The organism is Bordetella muralis (assembly GCF_054781015.1).
In genome coordinates this window covers 164,601-182,227 of the sequence record NZ_BAAGVF010000005.1, presented here as the reverse complement: position 1 = coordinate 182,227, position 17,627 = coordinate 164,601, and the positions used below count along the sequence as shown (strand labels likewise).

Sequence of the window (17,627 nt, the reverse complement as noted above, 5' to 3'; positions counted from 1 at the left end):
CTTTTTACAGCGTACGCGCAATTTCCTTGATTTCGAAGACTTCCAGTTGGTCGCCCACTTGGATGTCGTTGGTGCCGCGCAGCGTCAGACCGCAATCAAAGCCGGATTTGACCTCTTTGACGTCGTCCTTGAAGCGGCGCAACGAATCCAGCTGACCGGTCCAGTGAACCACATTGTTGCGCAAGAGACGAACCTGCGAGTCGCGGCGCACCACACCATCGAGCACCATACAACCCGCAATGTTGCCGATACGGGAAATCGAGTAAACCTCGCGGATCTCGACCAGGCCGATGATCTCTTCTTTTTTCTCGGGCGCCAACATGCCCGACATGGCTGCCTTCACGTCATCCACAGCGTCGTAGATGATGTTGTAGTAGCGCAGGTCGATGCCGTTGTTTTCAGCCAATTTCTTGGCGCTTTGCTCGGCACGGACGTTAAAGCCGATCACCACGGCGTTCGAAGCGATAGCCAGGTTGATGTCGCTTTCCGAGATACCACCCACGGCCGCATGCACAACCTGGACACGGACCTCGTCGGTCGAGAGCTTGGTCAGCGAAGACACCAGGGCCTCTTGAGAGCCTTGAACGTCGGTCTTGACGATCAATGCCAAGGTTTGCGTACCCTCGCCCAGGTTGTCGAACATGGACTCGAGCTTGGCGGCCTGCTGACGCGCAAGTTTGACGTCGCGGAACTTGCCTTGGCGGAACAACGCGATTTCGCGGGCCTTGCGTTCGTCGGCCAGCGCCATCAACTCGTCGCCGGCGGCCGGCACGTCCGTCAAGCCCTGGATTTCGACTGGAATGGACGGCCCAGCTTCTTGGATTTGCTTGCCATTTTCGTCCAGCATGGCGCGAACGCGACCGAAGCTGGCACCAGCCAACACCACATCGCCACGCTTGAGCGTACCGCTCTGCACCAGGATGGTCGCAACCGGACCACGTCCCTTGTCGAGACGGGCTTCGATGACCAGACCCTTGGCCGGTGCTTCGATGGGCGCGGTCAGTTCCAGAATTTCGGCTTGCAGCAAGACGTTTTCGAGCAGGTCGTCGATACCAGCGCCGGTTTTGGCGGACACAGGCACGAACGGCACATCGCCACCGTATTCTTCGGGCACGACTTCCTCGGCGACCAGCTCTTGCTTGACGCGCTCGGGGTTGGCTTCGGGCTTGTCGATCTTGTTGACAGCCACGACCAGCGGCACACCTGCGGCCTTGGCGTGGTGAATGGCCTCGCGAGTCTGCGGCATGACGCCGTCATCGGCGGCAACCACCAGGATCACGATATCCGTAGCCTTTGCGCCACGGGCACGCATGGCGGTAAACGCCTCGTGGCCCGGGGTGTCCAGGAACGTCACCATGCCGCGATCGGTTTGCACATGATAGGCACCGATATGCTGGGTGATCCCGCCGGCTTCGCCAGAGGCGACCTTGGCACGGCGGATGTAATCCAGCAAAGAGGTCTTGCCGTGGTCGACGTGACCCATCACGGTGACTACCGGCGCACGAGGCAGGGCCTCGGCTTCGGTGGCGCCCGGGGTTTCGTCGAGGAAGGCTTCCGGATCGTCGAGCTTGGCAGCGATCGCCACGTGACCGAGTTCCTCGACCACGATCATGGCGGTTTCCTGGTCCAGCACCTGGTTGATGGTGACCATCTGGCCGAGCTTCATCAATTGCTTGATGACCTCTGCGGCCTTGACGGACATCTTGTGTGCCAGGTCGGCCACGCTGATGGTTTCGGGAACGTGCACCTCGCGAGCGATGAATTCCTGTTGCACGGGCTCTTGGCGGCGCTGATCGTTCTGTTGATTACGGCCGCCCTTGCCGCCTTTGCCACCCTTGCCGCCGGCGCGCCAGCCATCACGGCTGGGAGCAGCGGACTTGGTGTCGGCAGGCTTTTTGCGCGACGCATCATCATTCCAGGACGAGGATACCTCTGCCGTCTTGATGGTTTTCTTCGAGCCCGCGCCAGCGCCCGGCTTGGCGTCTTTTTTCGCGCCAGCCGCAGTCTTGCCACTGGGCTTGTGCAGCGTACCCGACAACGGCGCGGCGGCCTCCGGCTCGGGAGCACGCAGGACCTTACGGGGACGATTCAACATCTCGCGCAAGGCGGCGGCCTCGGCCTCGGCGGCACGACGGGCGTCTTCGCGGGACGCGTTATCGCCAGCCGTCTGAGCCAGCGGAGGCGGCGCACGGCGCTCGGCGCGCGTCAAACGAGGCGCGGCAGCGTTGGATTTGGACGAAGAAGCAGGCGGAGTCAGTTTGGAAGACTCGGCAGGAGATTTAGCAACGGTATCGATTTCAGCTTGCACAACAGGTTCCGGCGGGGCCGAGGGGGCCTCGCGCTCGGGAGCGGCCTGCCCAGCGGCAGGCTCAGTCGGGCTAGCCGACTGCTCTGCCGGCACGGGTGCCGGTTCGGGTTGGGGCTCAGGCTCGGCCTGGGCCACGGGGGTAGCAGGTTGAGGCTCAACGCGCGGCGCAGCCTCGGGTTCGGAGACGCCCTCGGCGCCAGAATCGGCAACCACGTTGGGCGTTTCGGCTGCAGGCTTGGCGTCGGCTGCCTCAACCTGGGCATCGTCGGCAGCCGGCGCAGGCGTCGGCTCAACCACGGGTTGGGCGGTCTTGCTCGTTTGATCTTCGGCAGAGACAGTTTGCTCGGCTGCAGGCTCAGCAACAGCGGGCTCAGCCGCTGCCACGGTTTCGTTCGATTCCTGGACAGGAGGCTTGGGTGCCACGGGCGCTGCAGGCGCAAGCGCCGATACAGACGACTCGGCCTCAGCCTGTTGTGCAGCGGCCTGTTCCTGGGCGATCTCGGACGGATCCCGCTTGACGAACACGCGTTTTTTGCGGACTTCGACCTGAATGGTACGAGAACGGCCGGTGGCATCTGCCTGGCGGATCTCGGAGGTCTGGCGACGCGTCAAGGTGATCTTCTTGCCCTCGGTCGCGCCATGAGCGCGGCGCAGAGAGTCGAGCAGCTTCGCCTTGTCGCTGTCGGTTACCGCGTCGTCTACCGAGTTGAGGTCAACACCGGCCGAACGCAGCTGCTCGAGCAGCACGTTGGCTGGCATTTTCAGCTCGGTAGCGAACTGGGCGACAGTATTACTCGACATTAGGCTATCTTCCCTCTATATGCAGCGATTACAACAACGATGAATGGGTTTTGAATCAAACGCTTGGCAGGATGCCGCCGGTTATTCTTCGTTGAACCAATGGGCCCGGGCACGCATGATCAAGTCGCTGGCCTGTTGCTCGTCGATCCCGGCGATTTCCGCCAGCTCGTCGGTAGCCAGCTCTGCCAGATCATCACGGGTCAGCACTTGTCGCTCGGCCAGCTTGGCAGCCAGCTCGGGCGTCACGCCTTCGAGCTCGAGCAGGTCCTGGGCCGTTTCAAGGCGTTCTTCCTGGGCGATGGCCTCGGTCAAGAGCGCATTGCGGGCACGGGCGCGCAACTCGTTGATGGTGTCTTCGTCAAACGCTTCGATTTCCAGCAACTCAGGCAGGGGCACGTAAGCGATTTCCTCGATACCGGTAAACCCTTCATCAATCAGGATGTCGGCGACTTCTTCGTCGACGTCCAGCTTGTTCATGAATGTGGTGCGCAGGCCGGCGCGCTCGGATTCCTGGCGGCTGAGGCTTTCTTCTGGCGTCATGATGTTGATCTGCCAGCCGGTCAGCTCGGAAGCCAGGCGCACGTTCTGCCCCTTGGCGCCGATGGCCTTGGGCAGGTTTTCCTCGTCGACCACCACGTCCATGGCGTGTTTGTCTTCGTCGACCACGATCGATTCGACATTGGCCGGCGCCAGGGCGCCGATGACGAATTGCGCAGGGTCCTCGGACCAGAGCACGATATCGACCTGCTCGCCGCCCAGTTCGTTACGCACGGCGGTCACACGCGAGCCGCGCATCCCGACACACGTTCCGATAGGATCGATACGCTTGTCGTAGGCGACCACGGCGATCTTGGCGCGTACGCCCGGGTCACGTGCAGCAGCCTTGATCTCGAGCAGACCCTGTTCGATTTCGGGGACTTCGTTCTCGAACAGCTGACGAATGAAATCGGGCGACGTACGCGACAGGATGACCTGTTGGCCGCGGGCAGCGTGATCGACCTTGAGCACATAAGCGCGCAGACGATCACCGACGCGGAAATTTTCCTTCGGGATCATTTCGGAGCGCGGCAACCGGGCTTCGATCTTGCCGGTTTCGACAATGATGTCGCCCTTGTCCATGCGCTTGATCGTGCCGGAGATGATGGTCTCGCCACGATCAAGGAAGTCGTTGAGGACCTGCTCGCGCTCGGCGTCACGGATTTTTTGCAGGATGGCCTGCTTGGCAGCCTGCGCGCCGATACGGCCGAACTCGATCGGCTCGAGCGGTTCTTCGATGTATTCGCCCACCTGGATATTGGGCTGAATTTCGATGGCGTCGGACAGCATTTCCTGTTTGTCAGGCTCTTGCAGGCCAGCCTCGTCAGGCACCACCAGCCACCGGCGAAAACCCTCGTGGCTGCCAGTCTCGCGATCGATGGAGACGCGGATTTCGGCGTCGTCCTTGAAACGCTTTTTCATGGCCGAAGCCAGCGCGCTCTCGAGCGCTCCGAATACGACTTCGCGCGTGACGTTTTTCTCACGCGCCAAGGCATCGACCAACAGAAGAATTTCGCGACTCATCGCTTTTTGCCCTTGAAATCCAGAACGGGATCCAGTTTGGCACGCTCGATATCACCGAACGTGAAACTCAATACCTGAATGTCGTTCTTTTTTGCCTCAAATTCGAGACCGAATACGGTCTGCTGCGCATTGGCCGCCGCGTCGCCCTCTGCGCTCTGCTCTGCCTCAGGCAGCGACAGAATGCCGGAAAACACCTTACGTCCATCCAGCGGCTCGCGCAGTTTGATCTCGATACGTTCGCCCACGAAACGGCGCAGCTCGGCCTCGGTGCGCAACGGACGATCCGTGCCCGGCGAGCCGACTTCGAGCCGCTTGTAGTCGATGTTTTCGACTTCGTAGACGCGCGACAACTGGCGCGAGACCTGCTCGCAATCCTCGATGCGCACGCCGCCGACCTTATCGATGGTGACGCGCAATAGGCCGAGCGCAGCACGTTCGACGTCGACCAATTCGACGTCCATGCCGGCCAATGCCTGTTGGGTCAATGCGTAAATATCTGCCATACACTCAAAAAAAATGGGCTGCAAACCCAGCCCACTGTATTGCCTGGTCCTCGGATTACCGGCCGATGGGACACCCCACCAGCACTCAACACCGAACCCAAGCCCAAAAGAAGCACACCCGAATACCTATCCAGGCGACAGCATATGCTGCGGCACATGACAAGGACGCACCCGGGGATCACCCGCGGATTCATACGCGCCATGAAAACCAATGATTTTACCAGATAATTACGAAAATTGCCTGCTATGTCGCGGGTTTACGCCAAGGGCACCAGGACGGTGCCTTTGGCGTCGCGGCGTTACCACTCAGCGGTCGCCGCGCCCACGGCCGCCACCGAGAAAGCCCAGGCGCGACTCGTGCGCCGAGGCGCTCTTGGGCTGCCAATCGTCGCCTTTGGGACCGCGCTGCGGACGGCCTTTAGCGCCGCCGTTGCCCTGCGGCTTGCCATTGCGAGCCGCCTGATTACCACGCGGGCCGCCCTGGCCGCCGCCGGGTTTTCCATTGGGCCGATTCGGACCTTTGCGCTGGCCGCCGGGTACGCCGGGAACGCCCGGTGCCGACGCAGCCACCTCGCCACCCGGCCCCTTGGGGCGACGTGGCTTGCCATGCTTTGAAAACTTGCCATCGCCACGCTTGTTGCCGCCCTGATAGCCGCCTTCACCGCTATTGCCGCCTTGGCCAGCATTGCCGTAGCCACCGCTACCGCCCTGGCCGCCCGCCGGATTGCCGCCCGCATTGCCTTGACCACCGCCGAATTGAGCGCTCGGGCCCTTGCCGCCGCGCCGCCCGCCTGCCTTGTGGCCACCCTGCATACCTGCAGGCTTGCCACCGGGTTTGCCGCCCTTGCCACCACGCCCACCGTCTTTACCGAGCGGATGCCCATTGGCGTATCCGCCCGTGAACATCAAGCCGGTACCGAAAGGATCGGACGGCGAGGATGCCACCTGGCCGGCACTGCCTGGGCGTCCGCCCTGCAATTTGCCACGGCGGCCGATGCGCGCACCATTCATGCCGTTGCGGTCCATTGTGCCAAATCCGGGCGGTAAAGCGCTGTCATGCGAACGCGGTTGACGCATATGGCGACCGCCCTCTGCATCGTCGTCCTCGCGCAACAGACCCAACTGCACCATCAGCGCTGTCACCAAGGAGGAATCCAACTCATCCCAACGGCCGCGACGCAGATTACGCGGCAACACCAAGTCACCAAAGCGAGTGCGGATCAGGCGGCTGACCGTCACGCCTACCGCCTCGAACATCCGGCGGACTTCGCGGTTGCGCCCTTCTTGGAGCGTAACGCGATACCACCGGTTGCTGCCGTCGCCGCCCAGATAATCCAGCGAGCCAAAGGCAGCCATGCCGTCTTCGAGTTGAATGCCCTCGACCAGGGACTTGCGGGTCGCATCGTCCATTTCGCCCAGCACACGGACCGCGTACTCACGCTCGGTACCGTAACGGGGATGCATGATGCGATTGGCCATATCACCCGATGTGGTGAAAATCAGCAGCCCTTCGGTGTTCAGATCCAGACGTCCGACCGACAGCCATTTGCCGGTACGCAGTTTGGGCAAACGCGCGAACACATTGGCGCGGCCACCAGGATCGTCGTGGCTCACGATTTCGCCTGCAGGCTTGTGATACAGGATGACACGAGGCGGTTTTCGCGTATTGGTGCGGGCAACCGGCTTGCCGTTGACCCGGACCAGGTCGGTCGGCGAAACGCGCTGACCGATGTGCGCCGGCTCACCGTTGACCGACACGCGGCCGGCGGTGATCAATTCTTCCATTTCGCGGCGCGAGCCAATGCCGGCGTCCGCCAGGACTTTGTGCAGTTTGGGCATCGCTGCGTCGCTATTCAGATATTTGCCCAGGCGCTGCTCGCTACGATCAGTATGTTCTAAATAAGAGAGCATTTGCTCGGCCTCACGTTCGGCGCCGCGGCCGCCAGCCACCTCGCCCGACGGCACCACCGGCGCGCCATCCACCGATCCCGGCGCCCCCGCGACACCCGTCGCATCGCCACGACGGCGACGGAACGGGGTACGCAGCTTACGGCCACGACTGCCACGCGCCGCATTGGGATCCCCTTCATTGGCCTGGCCTGCCGCAGCCTGCGCAAACTCGGCAGTGGCGGGCGACGCCTCGCCAGACTCCGACGCCGGACGCTGATTTGCCATGGCATTTCCGCCGCGCCGCCGATTCGGACGACCCTCGGTAACGACGGGCTCTGCCGAAGCAGCACTTTCAGACCCGATCGACGCAAAAGACTCGGCTACGGGCTTCACAGCAGGCTCGGCGGACTCGAACAGTTCAGCCTGACCCGATGCGCGGATTTCTGCGACAACCGGCCGGGCACGCACAGAGGGGACAGAGCCTGCAGAGAACGATCCAACTGCTCCCTCATGCGAAGCAGGCTGCGGGGCAGCGCGTTCCATTGCAGCAACAGGCGCGTTACGCTCGGTTGCTGCGGAAGACACGCCCGGCGCTGCCGTGACGACGGGCGAGGTGGCGTTTTCTGCCACGGCCGGCGTCACCGCCTCGGCCGATGCCGCGCCTGCGGCGGCTTTGCGGGTACGCGTACGCTTTACGGCGGGTTCTGCCGCAACCGCCTCAGCCGGGCCGCTCGCTGCCACCTTGGATTTGGTCGATTTACTCGCCGCCGATTTAGGCGCAGCAACTTTGGGCTGCGTAACGGAGTCGGAAACCGAGTCTGCCGTGGAGCCGTCTGCCACCGCTTTATCGGCCGCCGACTTCGAGGCTGCCGTTTTTCTGGCTGCAGTCTTTGCAGCCGGTTTAACCGCCGTCGACTTGACCGCTACAGGCGTGTCGTCTGCCGACTTGGCCTTCGCCCTGGACGATGCAGGTTTGTCCCCTGCCGACTTGGCGGCGGACTTGGTTGCAGCCGTCTTCGTTGCTGCTTTAGTCGCTGCAGACTTGGTCGCGGCCTTTGTTGCTGCTGCTTTGGTCGCGGGCGCTTTCACCGTCGACTTGGCCGTCGCAGATTTGCTCGCAGCGCTTTTAGTCGTTCGGGCTTTCGTCGCAACAGGCGACTCTCCGGCCAGCGAATCAGGAACAGAATCGTCTTGCATTTTTTTACGTGTCATTTCGGTTGTCACGGGGACAGCTCCAGAATTCTTTAAGCTTTCGCCAATCCGCCTTGCGCGGATTGGTCTTCGTCATCAGCGGAAGGAGAATCCTCGACCTCGGAGGCCTCGGCCTCGGGCGCAGACTCCTGCGATTCCGCTTCGGTAATTGTTGATTCGGCGTCGGTGCGAGGCGTCTCCAGCCCAGCTTCGTCGGCCACGGCGGGATCTGCATCCAACACCGCCACATCTTCGCCAGATGCCTCAGCATCCGTCTCGGATAACACTGCGACACGATCGGCCACTTCAGCGTCTACCTCTACCGGCACAGGCTCAAGCGTCGCATCGGCATCCTCTACCGGCACAGACTCCGACGTCGTATCGGCGTCCGCCTCTACCGGCGCAGGCTCGAATGTCGCCTCAGCGTCAACAGCCGTGTCGTCGATGGACGCAACATCCTCCGTATCGGATACGGCTGGCGTGTCCGGCTCGGCATTGGCGTCCTCGCTGGAGACCGACGCAGAACCAGAAGGCTCATCCCCAGATGCACTTTCGACCGGCTCCGCGGCCTCAGCGGAAACAGCAGCATCGCCCTCGGCAGCCTCTGTCCCGGCATCGCCCGCTTCAGCACCCAGCGATTCGGGAGCACCTGCGCCGGGCTCCGCCGCCTGAGGATCACTGACCTCGAGGGTGACTTCGGACCCCCCCAGATCCAGCCCCTGCAACGCGGCGGCGGCCTGCGCGCTATCCAACGGCGGCAACTCGTCCAGCGCGCGCAGCCCCAGATCATCGAGAAATTGCCGCGTCGTGCCAAACAAGGCGGGTCGCCCCGGCGCATCGCGATGGCCGATGACCTCGATCCAGCCGCGGTCCTCGAGGGTCTTGACGATTTGAGACGAGACCGTCACACCGCGAATGTCTTCGATGTCACCGCGCGTCACCGGCTGGCGCCAGGCCACGATCGCCAGCGTTTCCATCACGGCGCGAGAATATTTGGGCGGCCGCTCGGGATTCAGGCGTTCCAGATAGCGCTGCATTTGCGGGCGACTCTGAAAACGCCACCCTGTCGCCAACTGCGCCAAGTCCATTCCGCGGTTGGCCCAATGTTCCTGCAGTTCCTGCAGCATCGTCCGCAGTCTGTCGTTATCGAAATCCGGGTCTTCGCCGAACAGCTTGCGCATTTCGGTCAATGGCATGGGCTGGCTGGCGCATAGCAGCGCAGCTTCCAGCACATAAGTTGCCTCGCTATTGTCCATTGAGCTTCTGTCTACCTACATAAAAAGGGCAAATTTGCAACGAGTCTGAAAAGACGCTATGATTTCGTTCTCTCAGACGCGGGGTGGAGCAGTCTGGCAGCTCGTCGGGCTCATAACCCGAAGGTCGTAGGTTCAAATCCTGCCCCCGCAACCAAATTTCTTAAAGGCCTGGCTCACCGCCGGGCCTTTTTGTTTGTTGTGATGATCGTCGCACGCTTGCTGGGCAAAACCGGCTTGGGCGGCAGCGCCGAGATCGGCGCCCGCCCGCCCACAGGAGCCATGAAGCTCCGATAGCGGAAAAACCGATGTAGCGTGGACTTGCGTAATGTTCACGACGTTCCTGTTAGACGTAGCATCGTGCCGCCCTGCACCGAAAAGCGCCTTGGGCTTGCACCATGCCGCGCGTATCAGTGCGCAGCGCCGCACCAGCGGCATTTGCTGAAAAAATGAACCTGAATCGCCTGGCCCCAAAGCGCAGGACGGAGACACAGGACACCCCTTCCCCGGAGCGATACACCTGTCAGACCGATGGCACCCTGTGACTATACACAGGACGAACTCGTCTGATAGCGACACTAAGCCGACGATTTTTAGACATATGGGACGACCATCTGTCTGCATGACCGGCCAGCACGGGCGGCCTGCCAACTCATCCGGCAACCCTCACGACCAGCGCTGGATCCGTTGTAACGGCACCCGCTGTCGGACGGCCCACCACGGAAATACCCGCCGCGGCTTTGCCTGCACCCCTAGCTAGGCAACACGGTTATACCGGAGCACATTGCCTGCCCATGGAGGCTGGCGGCTGGAGTGACGTTGGTCTACATGAAGACAGTTCCTCAATTATACCCACAATGCCCTCACAGACAAAGCATGGCACGACAATCGGCAACTAGGATCGGGCAGCGAGCCCCTCGGGTCCGGACAGTTGCAGCGAACTGCGTAACTCGCGGATCAGGATTTCAGGATCCAATTCACGGACAATCAACACCAGCCAGGAACGATGCTCACCATCAGGCCAAGCCGCCAACGGCTCAAAGGGATAAAGATCGCGATGCACACCATGAATGGCGCAAGGCAAAGCCTCGCCCTCGAATCCGATCAGGCCCTTGATGCGCAACAAACCGCGATGATGCGCCTCCTGGAGTTGCGCCATGCCTTTCACAAACAGGGCTCGGCTGACGGGCGCCGACCATTGCAATACTGCATGCCTGACCTGAGGATGGCGGGCACCGCCTAACGACGAAAAGCCCGTTAGCCAGCGATTCGATTCATCCGGATTCGTCTGCGGGTGGTCGAGCCCAGGCATGACCAGGCGTTCATCCAGTGGTGCATCAGGCTGTTGCACCAAGACCGGCACGCCGGGGCTGGTCTGCCGGACCCACTGAATCGCCTCATCCAGCACCGTGGGCGCGACGAGATCTGCTTTGGTGCACACCACCATATCCGCCGCGGCCACCTGCTGCGCAGCCTCGGGCTGTTCCAGCAATTGGGCCCGAATGTGTTTCGCGTCCACGACAGTGATGGTGCCGCGGTAAACATAACGCTCGGCCACAAAGTGCTCATGACGCAACGTGAACAAAATCGCGGCAGGCGTAGCCAGTCCTGTCGTCTCAATCAGTACCCGGCGAAAGCGTGGAATCTGCCGGCGCAATGCCGACATAAAAAGTTCACGCAAGGTGTTGACCAGATCCCCATTGACGGAACAGCAAATACAGCCGCCTTCGATGAGAACGATACGGCCATCCGCATGGCGCAACAAATGATGATCGACACCGATATCGCCCACTTCGTTGACGATGACGGCCGCGTCCGCATACGCAGGCTCGCGCACCAGCCGATTGAGCAGTGTGGTTTTGCCGCTGCCCAGAAAGCCGGTCAACACCGTCACGCCGATGCGATGATCGGCAGCGTCAGGAGAAGATTGCGTAGAAATAGACATGACGAAATTTTGACGGCTCTGCTCCACAAAAGAAAGGGAGAACGCAAGGACATCATTCGACATATTGTCATCTCTCGGAAATCCGTTGGTCACACCCCCGTCAGCAATAGCCCTAATACTCGGCGACTCTATTTATAACTACACCAGGAGTTTCCGATGTCTGTGCGCGTGCCGTTCCTGAACCCTCGCCGAGCCTTCCCGCGAGTGATGCTTGCGCTGGCTTTGGCCGGTTCCCTTTCTGCTTGCAGCAACAGTGACGACTCTGACGACGACAACACGCCGCCACCAGAGGCTCAGGAAAAAGCCTCGGCAAATCTGGCCCTGCTGGCGACGACCGATCTGCATTTCAACGTTCGCAGCTACGACTATTTCAAGCTCGCAGAAGACCCGACCTATGGTTTTGAGCGCACAGCCACGCTGATCCGCGCTGCCCGCCAGGAATTCCCGAATACGTTGCTCGTGGACAACGGCGACACGATCCAAGGAACGGCGCTGGCCGATTACGAGGCCCAGGTATCGCCCATCACCTGCAGCCAACAATCGTCCATGTACAAGGCGATGGCGGTATTGCAGTACGACGCAGGCACCCTGGGCAACCATGAATTCAACTATGGACTGCCCTATTTGAACCAAGTGCTGGGCGGCGGACTGAACGTGGAAGGCGTAGACCCCAGCCTGTCATGCACGGGCCCGGGATTCCCGATGACGCTGGCCAACGTGCAAAGCGTTGCCAGCGGCAAAGAACTGCTGCCGCCCCACGTCATCCTGGAACGCGAAGTCAACGCCACGCAAGAGGACGGCGACCCCGTCAAGCTGCCCATCAAAATCGGCGTGATCGGCCTGACCACCCCTGGCATCATGAACTGGGATAAGCGCTACCTCGAAAACAAGGTCACGATCAGCGACGGCCGCGCCGCCGTTCAAGCCCAAGTCGCCCAAGCGCGCGCCGAAGGCGCCGATCTGGTTTTCGTATTGCTGCACGGCGGGATGAGCGATGCAGACTATTCCGCGGACATGGAAAATCCCGGCCTGTACATTGCGCAGGTCGCCGGTATCGACGGTCTGGTCATGGGGCATCAGCACAGCACATTCCCCGATCGCAGCAAGAGTCCCGCCTATACCTATCCCGGCGTGGACAATGCCGCCGGCACGGTATACGGCGTGCCGGCTGTCATGGCCAGCTCATGGGGCAAGGGCCTGGGCGTGATTGACTACGCCCTGCGGTGGGATGGCAAGGCGTGGAGCATCGACACCTCGAAAACCACAGCTGAAATACGCACCATTCAAAGCACCGACGCCAACGGCGGCACGCAATATGTCGCGGCCGACTCGGCTGTCGCTGCCTCTGTGCAGACACAACACGAAGCCGCAGTGGAATATGTCAAAACACCCATAGGCAACTCGAACTTCCGCATGAGCACGCTGTTTGCTGATGTCGGGGATCCGGGCGCGATTCAGTTGGTCAATCAGGCACAGCAGGCCTATGTCAGCGACTATGTGGCCGCCAATCTGCCTCAGTATGCCGACCTGCCCATCCTGTCGATCAGCGCGCCGTTCAAAGCGGGATTCCAAGGGGGCGGCGACTACACCGATGTCGCGCCGGGCGCATTGGCCATTTATCATGCCGCGGACCTGTATCTGTACCCCAACACGGTGTATGCCGTGAAGGTCACGGGTGCCGAGCTCAAGCTCTGGCTGGAAAATGCCGCCTTGCGCTTTAACCGGATCGATCCGTCATCGACACAGGATCAGTGGCTGATCAAAGACACCAAAACGGGTCAAGTGCCCTCGGGGCAATCCGCTTTCGCTGGCTACAACTTTGATATGTTCACCACGCCAGATTTGCGATATGAGATCGACGTCACCCAACCCCAGGGCAGCCGCATCAAGAATCTGACGTATCTCGATGCGCCGGTAGATGGCAAGGAGTTCATCGTTGCCACCAACAACTATCGCGCCGAAAGCAGCGCTCGCTATATTCTGGGCGACGGCAAGGCATTTGATATTGTCTACGCATCCCCCGATGCGAATCGCGATGTAGTGATCAACTACATCAAGAGCAACCCGCAAATCACCCGCAGCGCAAATGGCTCGGCGCGCAGCTGGCGGTTTACTCCTGTGAATACGGCAGGCGCCGTGCTGTTCAAATCAGGCAAAGACTCATTGAGCGTTGCGCAAGCAGCCGGCCTGACGGGAATCGCACTGGTCAATGCCGATGATGGCTCGGGCGAAGGACGCGCGGTCTACAGCATTGACCTGTCGCAGACCAACTGAGCTGCTGAGTCTGCGCGACGGGGCCGCGCCCCGTCGCACCGATCCAGAAACACGAAAACGCCAGCGGGTGTGCAAACCTGCTGGCCTTGGCCTACAATTCGCTTCCATGTATAGCCGCCAGACCTCTTCGCGCACTCTGCTGCGTGCGACAGCCACCGCCCGGTGGCCGATCCGGCGTGCTCGACATCCACTGTCCACAAGCGCCGGCCCAGCCGCGGCTTTCGCCGCACTTGACTAGCCCGGCGACCTCCCACTCATCTTTTTTGCGCAATTCCTAGGTCGTCGGGCATCAGCCGCGCGAATAGGTGCTGCTCGTTTTTTACGATAGCGCTCTGGAAACCACGGCCATCCCAACGCGGATGGCGTTGCCGCAACGCTGCGGCATGCCCCGGCGCACAGACCACACGAGCACACCCCTATGGCCAGCCACCATACGGCATTGGCCAGCCCAGGGACTCGCATGGACATCACCAAGGACTTCATCAAACTCAAACAGCCCTGCGCTGACGGTTTTCGCTGGTATCTGCGCCATGCGCCACCGCAAGGCACCTACCAACAATTGCTGGACGCGCTCGTTGCTGATGGCCGCACCAAGGATGCGTGCTGGTTGCTGGATCAATTCGGGCCGACGGACGCAGTATTGAAACTGGACCACCTGGATGCAGAAGACGTTGTCTTTGCAGGCGCAATAGAAGTCCGAGGCACACTGGATGTCACCGGCACGTTGCGTACTGGACGAGGCATTCGCGTGGGCGGTGGAATGCGGGTTCAGGATCGCTTGCAGGCAGGCGACGACATTCATTGCTCCGGCGCGATATTTTGCGGCGACACGCTACACGTGAACGGCCGTGTTCACGCTGCGTGGAACATCCTCGTCCAGGGTGAGCTCGACTGCGAAAGCATTCGCGCAGGCTGGGACCTGACATGCACCGGCCCCGCTCGAGTGCGCGGCGCAGTGCACGCCGGTCAGGACCTGCAGGTCAACACTCTGCATTGCGAAAAAAGCATTCGCGTGGCCGGGAACGTTACCAGCGAGGCAGATATTGTCACGCGTCAAGGTGTCGAATGCGGCGGATCATTGCAATGCGGCGGACACCTCTATGCAGGCTGGGGCATCAAGGCGCTGACGGAAATATCTGCAGCCAACGCCATCAGCGCCGGAGAAAGCCTGTATACCGAAGGCGAGATTTGCGCGGGCGAGGGCTACGGCATCTATGCCGGCCTGCAGGTGCCCGAACACGCATGGGAAAGCAGCGCGAACGTGCACGCATGCCGCCGGCCCGGAAGTCTGCGCAGCGGCCATTGGGCTGCGGTTGACGATACGCAAAGGTAGAGGCGACATGAGAATCGATGTAGCCCGCGGAGGCACCCGACTGGAGGCTGAGCTGGACTCGCTGTACCCCCATTGCCTGCGAAACGCAGCCGTAGACGGGACAATATTTTTACCCAATCTGCGCGACAGGCCCCTGCCCCGCTATCGCCGCACCGCATCGGGTGAAACCTTTTTGTATATAGAAGATCCGGCAAAACGCTGGCTGGCCGGCAGCACCACTTTCAATCGCGTGACAGGACTGGATCGTAGACTGGATCAATACATACGATCCCCACATTCCCGTTACCGAGAGCCTTATCAACGCCGAGGGCTCGCCAAGCGCGTCTATCTGGAAGCGCTGAACGCCGGCCTGTGCCTGCTGAGCGGCGCCCGTCAATCACCTGGCGCATTGGAACTCTGGCGATCACTGAGCGCACACTATCCATTGCACCATGTGCGATTGCAGGGCAAGCAGCTGATCGACCTGGGCAGATCTATCGAATGGAAAACATTCGAAGACCTGCACACCCGGCTACTACTGTGCGGCGCAGGCTGGACCGCGCAACGGCTGCTCGCGCTGGCGGCCGGCAATCCGCCGCGCTGACAACACGCCTCAAAGGGCGAGCTCGCCGCTGGCTTCAGGCTGAAACAACAGAGCCTCGATGTGCAGGCTCGACGCGGCACCGCTGGGGTCGGCCCAGGATACCGTTGCCCCTACGCGATGACCCAGCAACTGGCCCCCCACGGCAGACAGCACGGATAAAAATCCCTTGGCGGCATCGGCCTCGCCTGGATAGCAAATCGTGATCTCGCGAACGTTGCCGTCCTGATCGCGTACGCGCACGCGTGAATTCACGGTCACGACATCGTCGGGGATATCGCTGGGCATCATGAAGTCGCCTTCGTCGAAGCCTTCCAGCACCGTGTGGGCCAGGCCATCCGGCGTGGGAAATCGTGCGGCGAGGCGTTCGACGCGGACCCGGTCGAGCTCAGAGAAAATGCGTTCGGTATTAGAAACAGCGGTCATCATGGACTCCTGACAGACAGAAAAAATAGGGAATGTCTGGCTTGGCCCGGCAGCAAACTCCTGAAGATGGAGTTCTGATCTGCTGCCGGGCTTAGGAGTCTGCGTCGGTGCTGTGAGCCCTGTTGAACGAGCGCGCGCCAACGGCGCACCGGCATCCAGTGCGCGCAAAAGCAACGATAGCGAAGGCAAATCGAGCAGCCGCGTTCATGTAGGGAATGGTACCTCATATGTGCTGCCCACTGAAGACAGTGGACAGCCATCAGAGTTGAAGGCTATGCGCTGGATTCAACGCAAAAAAAGAAAGCCAGAAAAGCAAAACGCCACCTGAAAGGCGGCGTTGAATTTGCTGTGTCGGTACTTCTCTTTAGCGTTTTTTTGGCTCCCCGAGCTGGGCTCGAACCAGCGACCTGCGGATTAACAGTCCGTCGCTCTACCGACTGAGCTATCGGGGAACTGCTAAAGAAACGAGATTATGAACGAATTTTTGGAAGTGTGCAAGTCGAGGGAAAGAAAATCTATATTTTTTTGCTCTGCACTTTTCTCGCTGAGTTTATCGATCCCTCAATGGCCGGTCGGCGAGCTTTATCGACGATCAACAATCAAGGCAGCGGCCCGCGAAACCATTCGATCGGACCGCTGGTGCACATGGCTGGAGCCTGTTGCCCGAAACCCGCGCAAGGCTATTGCCGACGTTGGCCTTCCACTTGGATTTTCAACTCTACCTCTGGCTTGAATCCCATATTCAACGCAAAATCGATCCCGTAATCCGCACGATTGAACTCGGCCGACACATCGGCGCCGCAGGCCTCGCGCTTGGTCATGGGGTGCATGATGCACTTGAAGTCATCAATGTCTAGCGTAATGGGCCGGGTCACACCATGCATAGTCAGTTCACCGCGGGCCTTGTCCGGCACGTCACCGTCAAACTCGGTGAATTTCCCTTTGAAGACGGCAGTGGGATAACGCTCGACATCGAGGATATCGGCCGCCATCGCGTGCTTGTTCATTTCGTCATGTCCGAAATCAACGGATTTCATATCTACGGTAACGTCGATACTGCCTGTGCGCGCAGCGCGATCCAGAACGACGGTGCCGCTAGAGCGGTTGAACTTGCCGCGCCAGGTCGATAATCCACCCATATGATCGGCCTCAAAGCTGGGATACGTATGGTCGGGATCCAGGTCGTAGGTGACCGGCTCGGCGGCGGCCGCAGCGCTCAGCGCAATGGTGCAAGCGAACGTAAAGGCTTTGACTACTGTGTGCATAGGGACTCCTGATTAATGAACCGGCGGATGCGGCGTTCGTAGACTGACTGACAAATACTGCAACCGTTCGTGCGACGCAAGGACAAATTCGTTGTTCATCTCGACAGGAGCCAAAAATTTCTGATATGATTTCGGTCTTTGGTGCTGCGCCACTGGTGTAGACACTACTGGCAAAGGCGCATCAGCGCTAATGCACGCCGGCATAGCTCAGTTGGTAGAGCAGCGCATTCGTAATGCGAAGGTCGGGGGTTCGACTCCTCTTGCCGGCACCAGGATTCAAAAAAGGCTGACCTTGGGT

At 60.7% G+C, this 17,627-nt stretch carries 11 protein-coding genes and 3 tRNA genes; 5 read left to right on the top strand and 9 right to left on the bottom strand.

The window, feature by feature from the left end; genetic code table 11:
* Positions 1-4 precede the first annotated feature (4 nt).
* The 5 genes from infB to scpB form a co-directional block, all read right to left on the bottom strand.
* Positions 5-3,109, bottom strand: a complete 3,105-nt coding sequence (gene infB, locus ACYVIT_RS10890) for a translation initiation factor IF-2 (protein ID WP_415807954.1) — start codon at positions 3,107-3,109, stop codon at positions 5-7.
* Between the two features lie 81 nt (positions 3,110-3,190).
* Complete coding sequence (gene nusA, locus ACYVIT_RS10885; protein WP_094838503.1) at positions 3,191-4,669, bottom strand: transcription termination factor NusA; 1,479 nt, start codon at positions 4,667-4,669, stop codon at positions 3,191-3,193.
* Complete coding sequence (gene rimP / locus ACYVIT_RS10880) at positions 4,666-5,172, bottom strand: ribosome maturation factor RimP (protein WP_415807955.1); 507 nt, start codon at positions 5,170-5,172, stop codon at positions 4,666-4,668. Before rimP ends, nusA begins: the two co-directional genes overlap by 4 nt.
* Before the next feature lie 306 nt (positions 5,173-5,478).
* Positions 5,479-7,347: a 23S rRNA pseudouridine(2605) synthase RluB gene (gene rluB / locus ACYVIT_RS10875; RefSeq protein WP_415808028.1), complete on the bottom strand. Its 1,869-nt coding sequence runs from the start codon at positions 7,345-7,347 to the stop codon at positions 5,479-5,481.
* 959 nt (positions 7,348-8,306) lie between these two features.
* Positions 8,307-9,509, bottom strand: coding sequence for an SMC-Scp complex subunit ScpB (gene scpB, locus ACYVIT_RS10870; protein ID WP_415807956.1), 1,203 nt, complete (start codon positions 9,507-9,509; stop codon positions 8,307-8,309).
* Between the two features lie 77 nt (positions 9,510-9,586).
* Between scpB and ACYVIT_RS10865 the strand changes: the two genes are divergently transcribed.
* A tRNA-Met gene (locus tag ACYVIT_RS10865) sits at positions 9,587-9,663 on the top strand.
* A gap of 738 nt (positions 9,664-10,401) precedes the next feature.
* Here ACYVIT_RS10865 and ACYVIT_RS10860 read toward each other — a convergent pair.
* On the bottom strand, positions 10,402-11,451 hold the full coding sequence (locus ACYVIT_RS10860) for a CobW family GTP-binding protein (RefSeq protein WP_415807957.1): 1,050 nt from the start codon (positions 11,449-11,451) through the stop codon (positions 10,402-10,404).
* Positions 11,452-11,607: 156 nt separating this feature from the next.
* On the opposite strand from ACYVIT_RS10860, the gene ACYVIT_RS10855 reads away from it, so the two are divergent.
* The 3 genes from ACYVIT_RS10855 (at position 11,608) to ACYVIT_RS10845 (ending at position 15,641) form a co-directional block, all read left to right on the top strand.
* Positions 11,608-13,725 carry a bifunctional 2',3'-cyclic-nucleotide 2'-phosphodiesterase/3'-nucleotidase gene (locus ACYVIT_RS10855; protein WP_415807958.1) on the top strand — a complete coding sequence of 706 codons (2,118 nt, stop codon included), beginning with the start codon at positions 11,608-11,610 and terminating at the stop codon, positions 13,723-13,725.
* Between the two features lie 418 nt (positions 13,726-14,143).
* Positions 14,144-15,058 (top strand): bactofilin family protein, encoded by a 915-nt coding sequence (locus tag ACYVIT_RS10850; protein WP_415807959.1) that lies wholly within the window; start codon positions 14,144-14,146, stop codon positions 15,056-15,058.
* A 7-nt stretch (positions 15,059-15,065) separates the two neighbouring features.
* The gene (locus ACYVIT_RS10845; RefSeq protein ID WP_415807960.1) at positions 15,066-15,641 is read left to right on the top strand and encodes an N-acetyltransferase; all 576 of its coding nucleotides are present in this window, start codon (positions 15,066-15,068) and stop codon (positions 15,639-15,641) included.
* A gap of 9 nt (positions 15,642-15,650) precedes the next feature.
* On the opposite strand, the gene ACYVIT_RS10840 is transcribed toward ACYVIT_RS10845, so the two are convergent.
* The 3 genes from ACYVIT_RS10840 to ACYVIT_RS10830 all read right to left on the bottom strand — a co-directional run bounded on the left by ACYVIT_RS10840 (position 15,651) and on the right by ACYVIT_RS10830 (position 17,329).
* The gene (locus ACYVIT_RS10840) at positions 15,651-16,064 is read right to left on the bottom strand and encodes a GreA/GreB family elongation factor (RefSeq protein WP_415807961.1); all 414 of its coding nucleotides are present in this window, start codon (positions 16,062-16,064) and stop codon (positions 15,651-15,653) included.
* 376 nt (positions 16,065-16,440) lie between these two features.
* Positions 16,441-16,516, bottom strand: a tRNA-Asn gene (locus tag ACYVIT_RS10835).
* Positions 16,517-16,744: 228 nt separating this feature from the next.
* Complete coding sequence (locus tag ACYVIT_RS10830; RefSeq protein ID WP_415807962.1) at positions 16,745-17,329, bottom strand: YceI family protein; 585 nt, start codon at positions 17,327-17,329, stop codon at positions 16,745-16,747.
* 196 nt (positions 17,330-17,525) lie between these two features.
* Between ACYVIT_RS10830 and ACYVIT_RS10825 the strand changes: the two genes are divergently transcribed.
* Positions 17,526-17,601, top strand: a tRNA-Thr gene (locus ACYVIT_RS10825).
* Positions 17,602-17,627: the final 26 nt, after the last annotated feature.